We start from the raw sequence: 17176 nt of genomic DNA, 5'->3' as shown, positions 1-17176 counted from the left end.
AGTATAATAAGGAGAAAATAATGGTTTATATTGAATATATTGATGCACAAGAAGTAATGGATAGTCGTGGGAATCCTACAATTAAGGTAATGGTAAGATTAAGTGATGGCACTAGAGCAGCAGCTATCGTGCCAAGTGGTGCAAGCACAGGTAAGAGAGAAGCCTTAGAATTGCGAGATAATGATAAAGAGCGTTTTTTGGGTAAGGGTGTATTAAAAGCGTGTGCGAATGTTGAGAGTGAAATAGCACCACAGCTTAATGGTGTTTCACCTTATGACCAAAGCAAAATTGACTTAATACTGAAAAAAATTGATGACACAGATAATTATTCAAAACTCGGTGCGAATGCAGTTTTAGGCGTGAGTATGGCTATTGCACGAGCAAGTGCCCAATCTTTGCATTTGCCTTTGTATCGTTATTTGGGTGGAAGCAATGCGCTTACTATCCCCACACCTATGCTTAATATTATTAATGGCGGTTCTCACGCTGACAACACGGTAGATTTTCAAGAATATATGATTATGCCTTTGGGTTTTGATACTTTTGCGGAGAGTTTGCGTGCTTCAGCTGAAATATACCATCATCTCAAAGCAATTTTAAAAGATTCTGGACATATTACAAGTATTGGCGATGAGGGAGGATTCGCTCCTAATTTAAAAAATAATGAAGAACCTATCGAGGTTATTCTTAAAGCCATTGAAAAAGCAGGATATAAACCTCTTGAAGAAATTGCAATTGCCCTTGATGTGGCTAGTAGTGAGCTTGTAGGAAAGGATGGAAATTATCACCTTGCTGGAGAAAATAAAGTGCTTGATAGCGCAGGTATGATTGAGTATTATGAGAATCTTGTCGCAAAATATCCTATTGTATCAATTGAAGATGGCTTGAGTGAAGATGATTGGGAAGGTTGGAAGCTTCTTACACAAAAGCTTGGTCATAAGATTCAACTTGTAGGCGATGATTTGTTTGTTACAAACAAGAAGATTTTACAAGAAGGGATTGATAAAAATATTGCAAATGCAATTTTGATTAAACCTAATCAAATTGGGAGTGTGAGCGAGACAATGCAGAGTGTGCGTCTTGCTCAACGCAATAATTATAAATGTATTATGAGTCATCGTAGTGGTGAGAGTGAAGATACATTTATTGCGGATTTTGCTGTAGCGTTAAATACAGGTGAAATCAAAACAGGTTCAACAGCACGAAGTGAGCGTATAGCAAAATATAATCGTTTGCTTGAAATCGAACGTGAAGTGAGCGATACGGAATATATTGGAAAAACACTCTTTAAGCGTTAAATGCTGGAATGACGAGTATGCAGCAAGATTTGTTTGAGAAGCCTTCAAGATTGTGGCGATTACTCTATGTCAATCGTGTGTGGCTCATCATTTTTGGTATTTTGATTGTATTGGGGGTGTATGTGGGATATTTGCTTTTTGGGAACAATTCTGTGGAGGTGCTTTTGCGATTGCAATCACAAAAAAATCATCTCATCAAGGAAGCTCAAAAGATTGAAGCGCAAAATGCTCGTTTGCAAAGGCAAATCTTTGAGTTAAAAGGAGCAAACTTTGAAGAATAGTATATTCATAATATGTCTATGTCTGAGCTGCATTTTGTGGGCAAGACAAAATCCTTTTGAATCTGTAATAACGCAAAAAGCAGAGGAACATAACCCCCAAAGTATGCACCAAGAACCACTTTCAAGCATAGAATTTGTATTGCCAAGTACGGCACGAATTATAAAAAGTGTGCAAATTACTTATCAGAATCTTGATGGTTCTATTGAAAACAAACTTATTCAACTTGATGAAGATATAGATTGGCATTATCCACTACTTATTGCGCAAAAGGCACAGGGTGCGTCATATCAATCTGAAAATCGTTTTAAGCTTGGTGATTTTGAGCTTGTCGTGAATCGTAATAGCATTTTTATTGCTACACGTAAGAAATTGCTCCGTGATTTTATTTTACCTAAGCCATATCGACTTGTGCTTGATATAGAGGGTGTAAAGAGTAATGAGTATCAAAAGATTAAGCTTGACAAAAAATATTTTAGTGATGCTGAAATCTCCACACACGAGGGTTTCTATAGAATTTCTATAGGTTTTGATGGACGCTACAAATATCATATATCCCCACAACGTGATGGTTTTGTGATTACTTTGGAGTAGAACATATTGGAAAATATTGTTTTAATTGGTTTTATGGGGAGTGGAAAAACAACTATAGGCAGAGAAATTGCACTGCTTGGTGGGAGATTCTTACTTGATACAGACCATATTATAGAGCAAAATATGGGTAAAAGTGTCAAAGATATTTTTGCATCAGTGGGTGAAAGAGGGTTTCGCCGTGTAGAATCCCAGCTTATTTTATGGCTTTCTGCTAATGTCAAAAATGCAATAATAGCTACAGGTGGGGGTATGCCTATTCACAATGATATAAGCTATTTAGGCAAGATTTTTTTTCTTGATGTGTGTTTTGAGCATATTTTAGAACGATTAAGTATAGATGAAAAGGCTAAGCGTCCTCTTTTTACTAATGAGGGAGAGGCTAGGAGGCTTTATAATGAGCGCAAAAAACTCTACGAAAAACAAGCACAATATGTGGTAGATGGAGATGCTCCTATTGCGGAAGTGGCACGTCAAATTGTTGAATGTATGGAAAAGAGAGTAGAGAAAAGCCCACCCATTTAAAAGAGAGAACACTTTAGTCAAATATATCTTGATATTGCATTTTTTTTGTTACAATTTAGTCCTATTATTCAACTTGAAAACAAGGCATTGCAGTGGAATTTATCAATCTCAAAGCACAATACAAAAGCTACAAGGACAATATTGACAAGGCGATACAAGAAGTCTTAGTATCATCACAATTTATTATGGGTAAAGCAGTGAGTGATTTAGAATCTGCCCTAAGCGTTTATACAGGAGCAAGATACGCGATAGGTTGTAGTAGTGGAACAGATGCTCTCATTTTGGCATTAATGGCACTTGATATTAAAAAGGGCGATGAGGTTATCACCTCTCCCTTTAGTTTTATTGCAAGTGTGGAGGCGATTATGCTTCTTGGAGCAAAACCTGTTTTTGTAGATATCGATGAGAAAACTTATAATTTTGATAGCACAAAGCTTGAATGTGCGATTACAAAAAATACAAAAGCGATTATTCCAGTAAGTATTTTTGGGCAAATGCCAGATATGGAATCTATTAATACTATTGCTGCTCAATATCATATCCCTGTGATTGAAGATGCTGCTCAAAGTTTTGGGGCAAGCCAAATACAAAATAACGGCAAAAGTGTTAAATCTTGTAATGCAAGCATTATTGCCACAACGAGTTTTTTTCCTAGTAAGCCATTGGGTTGTTATGGCGATGGTGGTGCGATTTTTACACAAGATGAAAACTTAGCACAAAAGATACATTATCTTCTCAATCACGGACAAACAAAGCGATATGAACATAGTTTTATTGGCTTAAATGCACGACTTGATACTTTGCAAGCAGCAATACTTAATGTGAAGCTTCCTCATTTAGATAATGAAATTAATGCACGACAAAAAATTGCAAAAAGATATGATGAGAATCTTAAAAATGTGATTACACCTTTTGTTACTCCAAATAATACAAGTGCTTATGCGCAGTATTCAATTCGTGTCTCAAATCGCACTGCTTTTACAGCAAAATTAGAATCTGCTCATATTCCTTATGCAGTGCATTATCCTATCCCTTTGCATTTGCAAGAAGTTGTGCGTAAAGTGTATGCGTATAAAAAGGGTGATTTTCCTGTGAGTGAGATGGTATGTGATGAGATTCTTTCTCTTCCTTTTAGTCCATTTCTTACAGAAGATGAGCAATATCAAGTGATAAAGGCAGTCAATGGATAAACCTGTGCGAATTGCTCTTTTTGGCATTGGTAAAATGGGGCAAAATCATTTAAGAATCCTAAGTATGCTAAAAGATGTGGAAGTTGCATTTCTTTATGATGTAAATGAGGAGTTGTGTGCGGATTTAAGCAAAAAATTTGGCATCAAGATTCTAGAAAATCTTGATAGCGATCTCAAAAGTTGTGATGGAGCAATCATTGTAACACCGACCTTTACACATTTTGACTACATCAATAAGGTAAGTGATTATGTGAAAAATATTTTTGTCGAGAAACCCTTAACAAATACTTTAGAATCTACTCAAGTTATCGTTGATCTTGCAAAAGATAAGAATCTCAATATTCAAGTAGGCTTTATTGAGCGGTATAATCCTGCTGTAATTACACTTAAAACTATTCTTGCATCAAGTAAGCAAAATATCATCAATATTGACTTTATTCGCACAAATAAGATGAGTTCGCGCATTACTGATGTTGATGTGGTAATTGATTTGATGATACACGATATTGATTTGGCACTGAGTTTTAATGGTGATGTGCGAGATATTTACGCGCACGGAGTTGTTATAGATGGTATGATAGAGTATGCAAGAGCGTGTATTATTCACACAAATGGTTCATTTTCTAATATTGTTGCAAGTAGAATCACCGAAAAAAGATTACGACAAATCAGCATAACAACACATAATGAATACATTGATTGTAATTTGTTGCGTAAGGAAGTTTTTGTTGATAAGCAAAGTGTTGAGCAAAGGCTTGATAATGTGTCAATTAGCGCAAATACAGAAACTATTGAGGTAAGAGGGCAGGAGAGTTTGCTTTCGGAATTGATTGATTTTGTAAAAATGTGTAAAAATATACCTTCTTCTACAAATAATCGTCCTAATCAAAATGATGGTATGAAGGCAATGCAAGTTGCCCATAAGATTCAAGATATTATTCACAGCGCACATAAATTATCATAATAGCTACCCAAACATAAGGGAGATATATAATATAACCCTATGTATGAGTGCTTATACACCAAATTTTTTCACTACTATTCTAAAGAGTGGAGGAAGCATTAGAAGTGTGAGCATTGAAGAGGTTACAAGTCCGCCAAGCACCACAATAGCTAGAGGTTTTTGCACTTCGCTTCCAACGCCTGAAGAGAGTAACATAGGAATAAGACCGAGTCCAGCAATAAATGCTGTCATAAGCACAGGACGTAGCCGTCTTTTTGCTCCAATGACAATAGTATCTTCAAGACTATATCCCTCTTTAAGGAGTTGCAAGAAGTATCCTACCATTACCACGCCATTAAGCACAGCAATACCAAAAAGTGCAATAAAGCCCACAGATGCAGGGACGGAAATATATTCTCCAGATAAGAAAAGCGATATAAGCCCACCAGTAACTGCAAAGGGGATATTAAGTAAAATCAGCAAGGAAAGAGAAATAGACTTAAAAGTAAAGAATAGGATAAAAAAGATAGCGAGGATACTTAAAGGAATGACGGTAGAAAGTCTTTTGTTCGCACGTTGTTGATTCTCAAATTGCCCACCATAAGTGATAGAGTAGCCTTCAGGTAATTGCACTTGTGCAGCAATTTTCTCCTTTGCTTCTTGAACAAATCCGCCTAAATCTCGTCCCATTACATTACTTCTCACAACACTATAACGTTTTGATTGCTCTCTTTGAATCTGCACTGGACCATCAACTTCTTTAATGTCGGCAATTGAGCTAATGGGAACAGGATTGCCATCAAGAGAACTCATTTGCAAACTTTTAAGCTTGGTGATATCAGAGGCAATATCAGCATCTTGACGAATGATAACAGGAATTCTTGCAAAACCTTGTGGAATGTAGGTTACGATAATACCTTCTAGGCTTGAGCGCATAAATTTTGTAAATTCATCACTTGATATGCCAGTATTTGCCATTACGGACTGCCAAGGCTTTACATAGAGGTAATTTACTCCTTTATTAAGTGTAGTAAAAACTTCAGCAGAACCTTTAATGCCTTTAAGAATATCTACAATTTGTGAGCTTAGCTCATTAAGCTTGTCAATTTCTAAGCCAAAGATTTTAATGGCTAAATCCCCGCGCACACCAGTAAGCATTTCGGAGATTCTCATATCGATTGGCTGCACAAGTGCAATATTCATACCCTTAAATTCGCTTGCAACTTCGCGTATTTTATCTTCAATCTCTTCCATATTTTTTGCTTGCCATTCTTCTTTTGGTTTAAAGGATATAAAGACATCACTTTGGTTGAAACCTGCTGGGTCAAGCCCTACTTCATCTGTTCCTGTGCGTGTAACTGCACTTTTAATTTCAGGCACTCTATTAAGCAATTCTTTTTGCATAAGTAGCATTACATCTCGACTTTGCTCTAAAGAAATAGATGGGCTAGATTCAACATTAAGCACCAAATCACCTTCCTGAAGTGTAGGCATAAAAGCACTTCCAATAAAAGGAAAGAGTGAAAAGCTAAAAACAAGAAAACATACCGCACTTATAAGTAGCAATTTTGTTCTTGTAAGTGCAAAATGGAGCATCGGAGCATACATTTTATGAAAAAATTGTGTTAATTTGGTTTCGTGATGTTCTGTCGCTTTAAGCACAAAGGAGCTAATTACAGGAATAACCGTCATAGAAAGGATGAGTGAGCCAAGTAGTGCAAATACAATTGTTTGTGCAAGAGGAACAAAAAATTTCCCCTCTAAACCCTCAAGTGTAAGAATAGGCACAAAGAAAATAATAATGATAAGAATCCCACTAAAAACAGAGACAGATATTTCTTTACACGCACGATAAATAGTATGAAGTTTTGGTGAGTTTTTAGCAAGACCTAGTTTTTCGAAGGCATTTTCAACATTTACAACTGCAGAATCTACTAAGATTCCAACAGCAATTGCTAATCCTCCAAGACTCATTAGGTTTGCCGAAATGCCATAATGGCGCATCATTACGAAAGCAAAAGCAATAGATAGGGGTAAAATTACGCTTACAGCAACAGCAGCACGCACATCACCCAAAAATAAAAAGAGTAAAATAACAATAAGCACAACAGCTTCTGCAAGCGTTTTAATTACATTATTGACCGCTTTTTGTGTGAGTTCAGATCTATCATAGAAAACACGCAATTCTAGATTCTCGGGTAATTCTGTCTTAAGCTCTTCCATTCTAATTTTAATTTCTTTAATTGCATCGCGTGAATTTGCACCTTTAAGAGAAAGCACTAACCCCAATGTTGTCTCGCCTTTGCCATCAATTGTTGTAAGTCCAAGTCGTGTCATATGATTTTCAATCACATCACAAAAATCCCTGATGCGCACATAGCCAGATTTGGTAATGACAGAGATGTTTTTAATTTCTTCTATGTTTGTTGCACCCGTTTGCACTTTTACGAGGAAATTCTCATTGTCCCGTGTTACACGTCCTGCACCATCATTTTTAAGGTTTGCATCAAGTGCATCTTGTAAATCACTAATTGTAATGCCAAGTCGTGCCATATCGTCAAAGTCTGGCACAACTACAATCGCTTTAGCATATCCACCTAAGCGATTCACATCGGCGACACCTTTAATATTGCGCAAAGCGGGGCGAATGGTAAAATCAAGTAGTTGTCTTTTTTGTGCCTCTGATATGGAATTGTCATTACTTTCAAGAGTGAACATAAACATATCGCTTAGGGGAGTTACAATGGGTGCAAGTCCGCCACTCACACCATTAGGCAAATCTCCTAAGGTGGTAGAGAGTTTTTCATTGACCATATTACGTGCAAGATAAATATCTGTGCCATCGTTAAAGTCAATTGTAATATCAGCAAGCCCATATTTTGAAAGACTACGCAAACTCTTTTGGTTAGGAAGTCCTAGCAATTCTAGCTCTAATGGGCGCACAACACGATTTTCCACTTCTTCTGGTGCCATTCCGGGAGCTTTAAGAATAATTTTTACTTGTGTGGAGGAGACATCTGGAAATGCATCAATAGGGATTGTAAAAAATGAATATGTGCCAAAAATAAAAAGCATAATTGCGCTTAGCACCACAATCATACGTTGTTTAAGAGAGAATTCTATAATTTTTGCTAACATTATTCACTCCCAAGCCCATCCATCATACCTTTTAGGCTAATAATGTTGCCTGTGGCAATTTTCATTTGGTTATTAAGCCCTTTTGGGTCAATGACAAAACTATTATCCCTCTCTTCAACTTTGTGAATCTTAGTGGGCTTAAATCCTTTAGCACTTTGGACAAAGATAAGATAGTCATTGCCATTTTTAATCACTGCTGATGAAGGAATAAGGATTGTTCCCTTAGGCAATAAACCATCAATATAAACCTCTATCATCTCACCAACTTTAAAATTTGTATTGCGAATATTTGCAGTGGCAAGAATTGTATTTGAAACTTTATCAATTACAACAGATATGGTTTCAATTTCACCAATTTTATTGCCATCATCATCAAATACGGGAGCACCCTTTTGGATATTGTGTGAAAGGTGTATAGGGATTTTAATGCGTCCTAACAGATTGTTTGCTGCATTATCGCTTACCTTAGAGATTCTTACATATGGTGTAAAGGCTTCAATTTTTTCCCCACTTTGTTTGGGAGCAACTGATAGAATCCCTGAAGTTTTTGCTACTACTGGAAATCCATATTTGCCTTGTGAGCCATTTTTAATAAAATTTGGGTCAATACCTAATAAATCAAGTTTTGATTTAATTTCATTGAGTTTTAAACGTAATTCATTCATAGCCAGATAACTTAACTGATATTCGCGTTTTGAAATCACACCTGCTTTATAGAGTGATTTATCTTTGCGTTCATTTTCAGAGGCAATTTTTAATTTCTCTTGTGTATTGGTGAGTTCAAAAAACATTCCACTTAATTCATTTGAGCTAATATCGCAAATTAAATCTCCCTCATTGACAAATTCTCCCTCACGCTTATAGATATTCACTACGATTATTCCAAAACTTGAGCTTTGTGTGTTTGAAGTTCTTTCGTCAAAATCAATGAGTGCATTAAAGGGCACACCTTTAGTATTAAAGACTTGGTTAAGGGGGATAACTTTAATGCCATTCTTGGTAATCTCTTCTTGAGAAATGACAATCTCCTCGAAACACAAAGCGAAATTTATTATGAGGGGTAATATACAGAGAGATTTTTTCACGATTTTTCCTTCATAAGTGGGATTGTTGAGGTATGAAGATTGAGCACCGAACTAAGAGTTTCTTCAAGCATAGAAAGTGTTTGGACATAATCTCGTTTAGCTTGTGTAGTGGCAATCATTGCGTTAAGATGCTCATTTTTTACAGTTAAATATTCAAATGCACTTGTTTTCCCTGCCTCATAGCCAATACGTGCAATTTCACTTAATTGCGCACGATTATTTTCATTGTCTTTAGCTAAGGCAATAATCTCTTTTTTAGTATCAAGTTGCTCAAGGTAAGATTTTGCATTCATTCTGATAGAATCTTTTAGAATCTCACTTTCACGGATTGACCCACTTTGCAATGCGAGATACATTGCCTTTTGGTTACCATATTTTGTAGTAAGAGGAATGGGGACTTTGATTTTAAATATCACACCATCACTTGTTTCGCTTGTATTGATTCCTCCACCTATTTCAATGTTATCAAATCGGCTTTGCGAAGCAAGTCTTGCACTATACTGATAATCTTTAATATCAAGGGATACAATATCAAGATATAGATTCTCACTTAAGATTTTATCAAGTTTAGCATTATCAAAGCGTAAATAATCAAATTGTAATCCGCTAATATTTAAATCACTATCGTGTGCCGTAATGCCAAGTATTACTTTTAACGCATTAAGTGTGTTTGTTAGTTCTGTATGCAAAGTTTTTAATGCAACTTTTGTCGCTAAGAAATCACTTTTAAAAAAGAGATATTGTGATTTGCTAATGCGTCCTGCTTCATATCTATCTTGTGAAATCTTAAGTTGATTTTTGGAGTTTTCATAACGTGTTGTGTAGATATTATGTTGTTCGTTGAGCACAAGATAATCTAAATATAATCTTTTTGCACTAATAAGGGCTAAACGTTTTGTAAGTTCATAAGTTTTTTCTTGTCTTAGAATCTTGGTTTGGTAGCTTTGCGAGAGTGTGTAGCTTACCCACGGCAAACGAGGTGTAAGCATAAGCAAAAGTGTGCTTTCAAGTTCTGTGCCACCACTTGGAGATTTTACACGATTAAGCTCTGTTTCAAAATATGAGCTATTCCACGCACGCATTGCTTTGCCTTCATACAATAGGCTTTGCGTCATTGCACGAGACTTAGCAAGGTTAATAGAGTTTTGCTCCACACGTGCTACAAATTCATCAATACTCATAATCTGTTTATTTTTTGGCATATGGATATGGAACTCTTCTTCAAGTTTGTTAAAATCTACAAATTCAGAATTTCCATATAATACACTTATATAGAGCATAAGAATAGAGATATACCTCATTTTATTACCCTTGCGCGTTGAGATTGTAGATATCCTTTAATGCACTTATTGTGTTATTATTGTAGGGATATTTTTTTAATATTTTGTTAAATTTATATTTAATGCTGGGGATTCTTTTTGAAATCGTGTAAAAAACTATTAAAGCGCGCAAGAAATATAGGATTTCTGGCATTCATATATTCTGTAATCATTAGAATTAGCTTCTGATTAAGATTCACGCAAATTTTCATACACACATTCGTAAATTCTTGATCATCAGTGCTTGCCATAGCTTCTTCAAGCATTTGGACATAGTATGTATAAGTTTTTTGATCACGTTCATCTTGTTGTTTGTCTTGAATAATTTTTTTTCTAAGTTCTTCGAGTTCATCTTGAGGAATATTTTTAAGGTAATTTTTAGAATACATACCTGTAAGTGCGAGAATTTCTGAAACGACTTTAAGTTTTTCAGGTGTGTTATTGAGGTAGTCTTTGTAGGTATCATTAAAAATGGTTTTAGGCATAAAATCTTTGACAATAAGAAGTTTCAAATGTGCCATATCTATAATTTGTTGTCGCTTTTTCTCATTTGAGAGGTCTGTGATTGTATTTTGTAGCTGTGTGATATTATCGCGATTTTTTTCATAATGATTCATTATAACTTTATATTCTTCAATAGGTAAGTCTTTAAGTTGTTCGGATATGTGATTAAGAAGTATTTCTTGGAACTCATGATAAGCTATGCGTAAGATTCTTTGCATTTTGTGTATGGATATATTTTTGATATTAAGCGTTAAAGTATCGGCAATATCACTATAAGGGAAATCATTAAAAGCGTTTTTTATAATTTGTATAAGCAGGAGGGTATCTTCTAAATTTTCTTGCACTTTTATTTTAAAATCGCCAATATTTGCTTCATCAAGTGAGCTTATCATTGAGAAACTATCTTTATTTGTATAATGCAAATAGTTAAGTGTATCTGTGCGTATTTCCTTTTCATAGAGTGCTATAATCGCATCTTGATCAAGTTTTTCTAACTCCTGTTGCGTATGTCCATGTCGCAAAAGAAGTGCTTTGATAGGTTTTAAATCTCTGCTCCCATTGTAAGTATTCATTGCATTTCCTTGTAGATTTTAAGTATATCAATATGTTCATCTTCATCATGCACACGCAAAATATTTGCTCCATTTTGCAGAGCGTATAAATGTAGCCCAAGTGTGCCAGCAAGTCTATCTTGTGTGTGTTTGCCAGTGATTTCACCAATAGTATTTTTACGGCTAGCACCTACAAGCAAGGGTAAGCCAAAGTGTGAAAAATGTTCCAAGTGTTGAATGAGTGCGATATTTTGCTCTCTATCTTTGGCAAATCCAAAGCCAATATCAAGGATAATCTCCTCTATACCTGCTTGAGTAAGGGTAGCAATTTTGTCGGTAAAAAAAGTATCCATATCACTAAAAAGATGCGTGTAGCTATCTGTAAGGTTTTGCATAATTTTTGGTGTGCCTTTAGTATGCATCAAAATAACTTGTGCCTTGTGTTTTGCGGCAATTTCAACCATTTGTGTTTGAGAGAATCCACTGACATCATTAATGATTTTAAAGCCGTGAGAGAGGGCATAATCTGCGGTTTCTGCATTATAGGTATCAATGCTAAAGTCTTTTGTTTTGTAGAGTTGATGAGTAGTAATATATTCGACAATATCCTTAAGGCGCGCGATTTCTTCATTCGGCTCTATTAGCTCACTACCCGGGCGTGAGCTTGCTGCACCAATATCAATCATTGCTACTTCTTTTTGCATAAGTGTGTTGATTCTATGGATAGCCCCCTGCGTATCTTTTCGTGAAGATTCATAAAAACTATCGGGTGTGATATTGATAATTGCCATAATTGCTTTTTGATGTGATAGAGATGTAAATGTAGGATAAGAGATGATATAAGATTCAAGCTGTTTTTTGAGTGTTTTTAATCCAAAAGGTTGTATCGCAAGTTTTGGGAGCATTTTTTCAATTTGATTTTGTGTGCCAAAAAGCAAAGCAATATGTTCTCCCTTATGCGTAATACAGCCTCGTGGTGTAGCACAATCTCCACCTGCACTTAGGGCTTCTTGCTTGAGTATATTCATCGCTTCAAAGCTTAAATCTTTGATCTCAAAGCTAAGAATACGCGCTTTTTTATTCATAATTTTACACCCTATATTATCTGCACCTATGGATTTTATGGCGTGTGAAAGAGAATTTGCATTTAGTCTTTTTATTTTCATTGCTGATTCTTTTGTTTGGAGTAGATTCTAAGCAAAAGAGGCAAAAAGATATAGTTATGTCTTTCACTTGCATCATTTTGATTAAGGGCTATGGCTTTATCAAAAAGGGCAAGTTCTTTTTGAGTGAGACTAATTTTTGCTTCATAAAGTGCGAAGAGTAATGACTGAATCTGCATTTTAGTTTCTTCTTTGCTTAGTTGCGTGTTGTCGTTTTGTTTGCAAAAATTATAAATAGATTCTAAATTAAGCTTTTTAAGCTCAAGCTCAAAGGGTGGAATTTGGGTTTTGTGTTTATGTGTGATAAGACGCATACGAGAGCGGATAGTAGGAATAAGAGCATTTTTATTTTTTGTGATAATAATAAATTGCACATTTTGTGGTGGTTCTTCAATGATTTTTAAAAGAGCATTTTGTGCGGCTATATTGTATTTATTTGCCGAAATGATGATAAGCATTTCTTGCTCATAGATAAGGTAACTTTTTGCAATAACTTCTTTGGCATCATCGATTTTAAAATCTTCTCTCTCGTAAATTTCATAATATTGCTCATCTTGATTTTCTGTAAGTTCATCTATTAAGTTTTTTGCAAAAGGTGTAATATGAATAAGCCCTGTCATTTGTATCTCTATATATCAAGTGAGATTTTATTAAGCATTGCAGCTTGAATTGCTCTATCAAAGAGTTTAAAGAGAATGAGAAGTTTATAGTCAAGATATTCATCGGTGGGATTAAAGATATCATTTTCATCAAATATCCAATACCACCCATCGCCCCGTTCTTTGGCAAAATTTGCACGCATAGTTTTTTTACCAATATACCAGATTTTATAATTTGCATACATCATATCAAGCATATTATCTATAAGTTTGAATCCTTTCATATCGCCTTGTGCATTAGAATCTATCATATCGTGTAAATGTGCGATTTGCACGATAGGAAAAAATGGGCGACCTTTGTGGGGTTGATTGATATGTTGCGTGATGTATTCCCCAAACCATTGATGAGTATTGTCTGTCAGCACAATAAGACTTCCACCATTTATTATATGTGTGATAATACGTGCCATATTGGGCAAAAGGAGAAATCGCTTTTCCTCTATCCACCCGCTCATTACACCCTTTTTTTCATCTTCTCGTATGGTGGTTAAAAGCCAATCGTTGATATTTTGCATTATATATCTTTAGAATTTATTGCTCAAGCTGATATACGCTATGGAGTTTGCGGACAGCATCTTCTGCAGATTCTGTATTAATAATCATAGAAATTTTAATCTCACTTGTACTTATCATCATAATATTGATATTATCTTGTGCTAAAGCCTTAAATGCTGTGCTTGCCACACCAGAGTGTGATTTCATACCTACACCTACAATAGAAACTTTAGCAATATTGTTGTCATATTCAATGTTACCTACATCATCTTTAAATTTTTCAAGCACTTGTTGTGTGAGCTGTGCCTCTGTTTTTGGAATCGTAAAGTCAATATCGGTCTTGCCATCGCGTCCAATAGTTTGCACAATCATATCTACATTGATATTATTATCTGCCAAAAGTCCAAAAATATCTGCCGCAATGCCCGGACGATCTTCCACATCAGCCATACTCACTCGTGCTTGATTCTTATCAAGTGCAACACCACTGACGATTGGTTTTTCCATTATATCCTCCTCTTTAGTAATAAGTGTGCCTTCATTTTGACTAAATGAACTTGCGCAGAGTAATCTTACATTGAGTTTTTTTGCAAGCTCTACAGAGCGGTTAAGTAAGACTTTTGCTCCCATAGAAGCAAGTTCAAGCATTTCATCATAGCTAATTTTATCAAGTTTTCGTGCTTCTTTGACAATGCGCGGGTCAGTTGTGTAAATACCATCGACATCACTATAAATCTCACATTTTGTGGCATTAAGCGCACCTGCTAGTGCGACTGCTGATAAATCACTCCCACCTCGTCCTAAAGTCGTAACTTCACCATTTGTAGAAATCCCTTGAAATCCAGCCACGACTACAACATAGCTTTCATTAAGTAAATAAAAGATTTTTGTTGTATCTATATATTCAATACGCGCTTTTGTGTGAAAGTTATCGGTGATAATGCCTGCACCACGCCCACTAAGAGAGATTGCCTTTATTCCCATAGATTCTAAAGCAATGGCAAGAAGCGCTGCTGTTACCCTCTCTCCCGAACTAAGCACCATATCAACTTCGCGTGTATTTGGTAGCGGTGTGAAGTGCTGCGTGAAACCTATAAGTCTATCAGTTTCCCCACTCATTGCTGATACTACAACGACAAGGTTATGTCCTTGGGCTTTACTTTGGGTAACGCGTTTGGCGACATTATGGATTCTCTCACAATCTCCCATACTCGTGCCACCATATTTTTGCACGATGAGCATACTAATCCTTAAATATAAAATAAAACTGCAATCATAGAATCTTCTTGCTTAAGTTTCTTATAGATACCCCTCTTTTTTGAAATACTCTAAAATTTGCTTATACACTTCTTTTTTGAAATGTGTTACGCGTCCAAAAAGTTCTTCTCTACTTACAAAAGTATATTTGTCAAATTCCGGAATCGCAGTTTGTAAGTTAATTTCAGATTCATTTTTAAGACGAACTAAAAAATATTTTTGAATCTGTCCAGCAAAGCCTCTATACATTTTTTTTGACATACTTTTAGGAAAATCATATTGAATCCAATTCGGACATTCACTAATAACCTCTACATTGTTTGTGCCTATTTCCTCCTCCAGCTCACGAAAAAGTGCAGCCTTAGGACTTTCTCCTTCATCAATTCCTCCTTGAGGAAATTGCCACGCACCTTTTATATCAAGACGATGCGCAATAAAAAAGCGACATTCTCTAGGATACGCACTTGAGAGTATTACGGCTGCCACATTTGGGCGGTATTTTTTAGAGGAGCTATCATTATTTGGTTGTGGTGATTGCAATGATGTGGATTTCATACCTATGCCTTTAATTTGCAAGTTTCTCTTTGTATTATACGCTACAATGTATAATGTTTTTTATTTTAGCTCTCAAATGAGACAAAGAGAGGAAACTTGTAAGCTATGCTCCTTTATATTCATATTCCTTTTTGTGCGAGTAAATGTGGATATTGTGCTTTTACTTCTTTTATAGGAGAAGAATCGTATTTTGAATCTTATGTGGAAGCCTTATGTGTAGATCTAGCATATACTTTGAGCATACAAAACTATCATTTAGATTCAATTTTTATCGGCGGTGGCACACCTAATCTTTTAGCATCTAAATTTTATAAAAAAATTTTTGCACTTCTTGCCAAATATGCACATATTGATAAGGATTGTGAGATAAGCATTGAGGCAAATGTCAATATTCTTAATACGCAATGGTGCAAAGATTTGCGTGCTTTAGGTGTAAATAGGCTAAGTGTGGGGGTGCAAAGCTTTTATGAACCAAAGTTAGCTTTTTTGGAGCGCGACCATAGCACAAAGGATATTTTTTATCATATACAGAGTGCTTATAATGCAGGATTTACTAACCTTAGCTGCGATATGATGATAACACCACTTGATAATCAAGAGATTCTAGAATCTGAACTTACACAAGCTATGAATCTCCCAATAAATCACATTTCAGTCTATGCCCTTAGCATTGATGAGGGTTCGCGTTTTGCTTCACAGGAAGTAATGAATAATAAAGTATGTGAAAGCAGTAAAGACGAGACATTAAGTTTTTTTGCAAGAGATATACTCAAAAATGCAGGATTTATGCAATATGAAGTATCAAATTATGTGAGAAATGGCACAAATGCGGAGTGTAGGCATAATCTAGGCTATTGGCAAGGTAAAGAGTATCTAGGCTGTGGGGCAGCAGCTGTGGGACGCATAGGGGATACGCGAATGAAAGCCTATCCACAACTTAAAGGATATATTGCTTCTCCTATACAAAGATTTATTGAATCTTTAAGCCAAAGAGATATGTGCCTTGAGCGTATAATGCTCGGGTTAAGATGCAAGAGCGGTGCTAGAATTTGCGATATAGAGCAGCTTTTTGCAAAAAGGCATTTTATGCAAGAATGTGTGAAAAATTTGCTTGAAGGGAATAAATGCTATATACGCAAAGAAAGAGGAGAGGAATTTTTAGTCGCTAATGAGTTATTTTTGGCTGATGAGATAGTGCTCTGGCTACTCTCTAGGGAGCAGTGAAACACAGGTTTTGTGATAGATATCAATAATGCGTTGTATGCTATAAGATTCACAAGCAAGTTTTCTAGCATTTTGTCCCATTTGCTTTTTTTGCGCTTCATTAAGGGCAATAAATTTCTGCATAGCATTAGCAAGAGAGAGGGCATCACGACTTTCACATAAAAAACCATTGGGATATGCATTAGCAAAATCTCTTACCAAATGCCTACACCCACTTACATTGCTTGTGATGATAGGTTTGCCCATAGCCATAGATTCTAAGAGACTTACACTTACTCCCTCCCTAAAACTTGGCAACACCACGCAAGAGGCAGATTCTATAAATGGACGCACATCATCTGTTTCCCCTAAATATGTGATAATACCCTGCTTTTCCCATAAAGCAATTTCATCTCTACTA

The 17176-nt window shown here is 35.7% G+C and carries 17 protein-coding genes; 7 read left to right on the top strand and 10 right to left on the bottom strand.

Annotation, left to right across the window (positions count from 1 at the left end):
* Window positions 1-20: 20 nt before the first annotated feature.
* The 6 genes from eno to LS65_RS08670 all read left to right on the top strand — a co-directional run bounded on the left by eno (window position 21) and on the right by LS65_RS08670 (window position 4847).
* Window positions 21-1298: a phosphopyruvate hydratase gene (gene eno, locus LS65_RS08695; protein ID WP_138129844.1), complete on the top strand. Its 1278-nt coding sequence runs from the start codon at window positions 21-23 to the stop codon at window positions 1296-1298.
* 17 nt (window positions 1299-1315) lie between these two features.
* Window positions 1316-1579 (top strand): hypothetical protein, encoded by a 264-nt coding sequence (locus tag LS65_RS08690; protein ID WP_034361554.1) that lies wholly within the window; start codon window positions 1316-1318, stop codon window positions 1577-1579.
* Window positions 1569-2171, top strand: a complete 603-nt coding sequence (locus LS65_RS08685) for an AMIN domain-containing protein (protein WP_034361555.1) — start codon at window positions 1569-1571, stop codon at window positions 2169-2171. The genes LS65_RS08690 and LS65_RS08685 overlap by 11 nt, the downstream gene beginning before the upstream one ends.
* 6 nt (window positions 2172-2177) lie before the next feature.
* Window positions 2178-2693 carry a shikimate kinase gene (locus tag LS65_RS08680; protein WP_034361557.1) on the top strand — a complete coding sequence of 172 codons (516 nt, stop codon included), beginning with the start codon at window positions 2178-2180 and terminating at the stop codon, window positions 2691-2693.
* A gap of 92 nt (window positions 2694-2785) precedes the next feature.
* On the top strand, window positions 2786-3883 hold the full coding sequence (locus LS65_RS08675) for a DegT/DnrJ/EryC1/StrS family aminotransferase (RefSeq protein ID WP_034361558.1): 1098 nt from the start codon (window positions 2786-2788) through the stop codon (window positions 3881-3883).
* The gene (locus LS65_RS08670; RefSeq protein ID WP_034361560.1) at window positions 3876-4847 is read left to right on the top strand and encodes a Gfo/Idh/MocA family protein; all 972 of its coding nucleotides are present in this window, start codon (window positions 3876-3878) and stop codon (window positions 4845-4847) included. Before LS65_RS08675 ends, LS65_RS08670 begins: the two co-directional genes overlap by 8 nt.
* 51 nt (window positions 4848-4898) lie before the next feature.
* Here the strand turns inward: LS65_RS08670 and LS65_RS08665 are convergent, their stop codons facing one another.
* The 9 genes from LS65_RS08665 to LS65_RS08625 form a co-directional block, all read right to left on the bottom strand.
* The gene (locus tag LS65_RS08665; protein WP_034361562.1) at window positions 4899-7964 is read right to left on the bottom strand and encodes an efflux RND transporter permease subunit; all 3066 of its coding nucleotides are present in this window, start codon (window positions 7962-7964) and stop codon (window positions 4899-4901) included.
* Window positions 7964-9049 (bottom strand): efflux RND transporter periplasmic adaptor subunit, encoded by a 1086-nt coding sequence (locus tag LS65_RS08660; protein ID WP_034361564.1) that lies wholly within the window; start codon window positions 9047-9049, stop codon window positions 7964-7966. The genes LS65_RS08665 and LS65_RS08660 overlap by 1 nt, the downstream gene beginning before the upstream one ends.
* The gene (locus tag LS65_RS08655) at window positions 9046-10350 is read right to left on the bottom strand and encodes a TolC family protein (protein ID WP_034361565.1); all 1305 of its coding nucleotides are present in this window, start codon (window positions 10348-10350) and stop codon (window positions 9046-9048) included. The genes LS65_RS08660 and LS65_RS08655 overlap by 4 nt, the downstream gene beginning before the upstream one ends.
* Window positions 10351-10448: 98 nt before the next feature.
* On the bottom strand, window positions 10449-11444 hold the full coding sequence (locus tag LS65_RS08650; protein WP_034361567.1) for a hypothetical protein: 996 nt from the start codon (window positions 11442-11444) through the stop codon (window positions 10449-10451).
* Window positions 11441-12589, bottom strand: coding sequence for a dihydropteroate synthase (gene folP, locus LS65_RS08645; protein ID WP_034361568.1), 1149 nt, complete (start codon window positions 12587-12589; stop codon window positions 11441-11443). The genes LS65_RS08650 and folP overlap by 4 nt, the downstream gene beginning before the upstream one ends.
* Complete coding sequence (locus tag LS65_RS08640; RefSeq protein WP_034361569.1) at window positions 12586-13206, bottom strand: DNA polymerase III subunit delta'; 621 nt, start codon at window positions 13204-13206, stop codon at window positions 12586-12588. Before LS65_RS08640 ends, folP begins: the two co-directional genes overlap by 4 nt.
* A gap of 8 nt (window positions 13207-13214) precedes the next feature.
* Window positions 13215-13760: a HobA family DNA replication regulator gene (locus tag LS65_RS08635; RefSeq protein WP_034361571.1), complete on the bottom strand. Its 546-nt coding sequence runs from the start codon at window positions 13758-13760 to the stop codon at window positions 13215-13217.
* A gap of 16 nt (window positions 13761-13776) precedes the next feature.
* A complete protein-coding gene (locus tag LS65_RS08630) occupies window positions 13777-14982 on the bottom strand; it encodes an aspartate kinase (RefSeq protein ID WP_034361572.1) in 1206 nt (401 codons plus the stop codon).
* Window positions 14983-15039: 57 nt separating this feature from the next.
* Window positions 15040-15552, bottom strand: a complete 513-nt coding sequence (locus tag LS65_RS08625) for an RNA pyrophosphohydrolase (protein ID WP_052061057.1) — start codon at window positions 15550-15552, stop codon at window positions 15040-15042.
* 105 nt (window positions 15553-15657) lie between these two features.
* Between LS65_RS08625 and hemW the strand changes: the two genes are divergently transcribed.
* Window positions 15658-16776: a radical SAM family heme chaperone HemW gene (gene hemW / locus LS65_RS08620; protein ID WP_034361574.1), complete on the top strand. Its 1119-nt coding sequence runs from the start codon at window positions 15658-15660 to the stop codon at window positions 16774-16776.
* Here hemW and LS65_RS08615 read toward each other — a convergent pair.
* The coding region (locus tag LS65_RS08615; RefSeq protein ID WP_138129843.1) for a glycosyltransferase at window positions 16756-17176 on the bottom strand (421 nt) is incomplete at its 5' end. The two genes, hemW and LS65_RS08615, sit on opposite strands and share 21 nt — an antisense overlap.

The sequence above is a fragment of the Helicobacter japonicus genome (assembly GCF_000762845.2).
GTDB lineage: Bacteria > Campylobacterota > Campylobacteria > Campylobacterales > Helicobacteraceae > Helicobacter_C > Helicobacter_C japonicus.
This window is presented reverse-complemented; position numbering and strand designations above follow the sequence as displayed.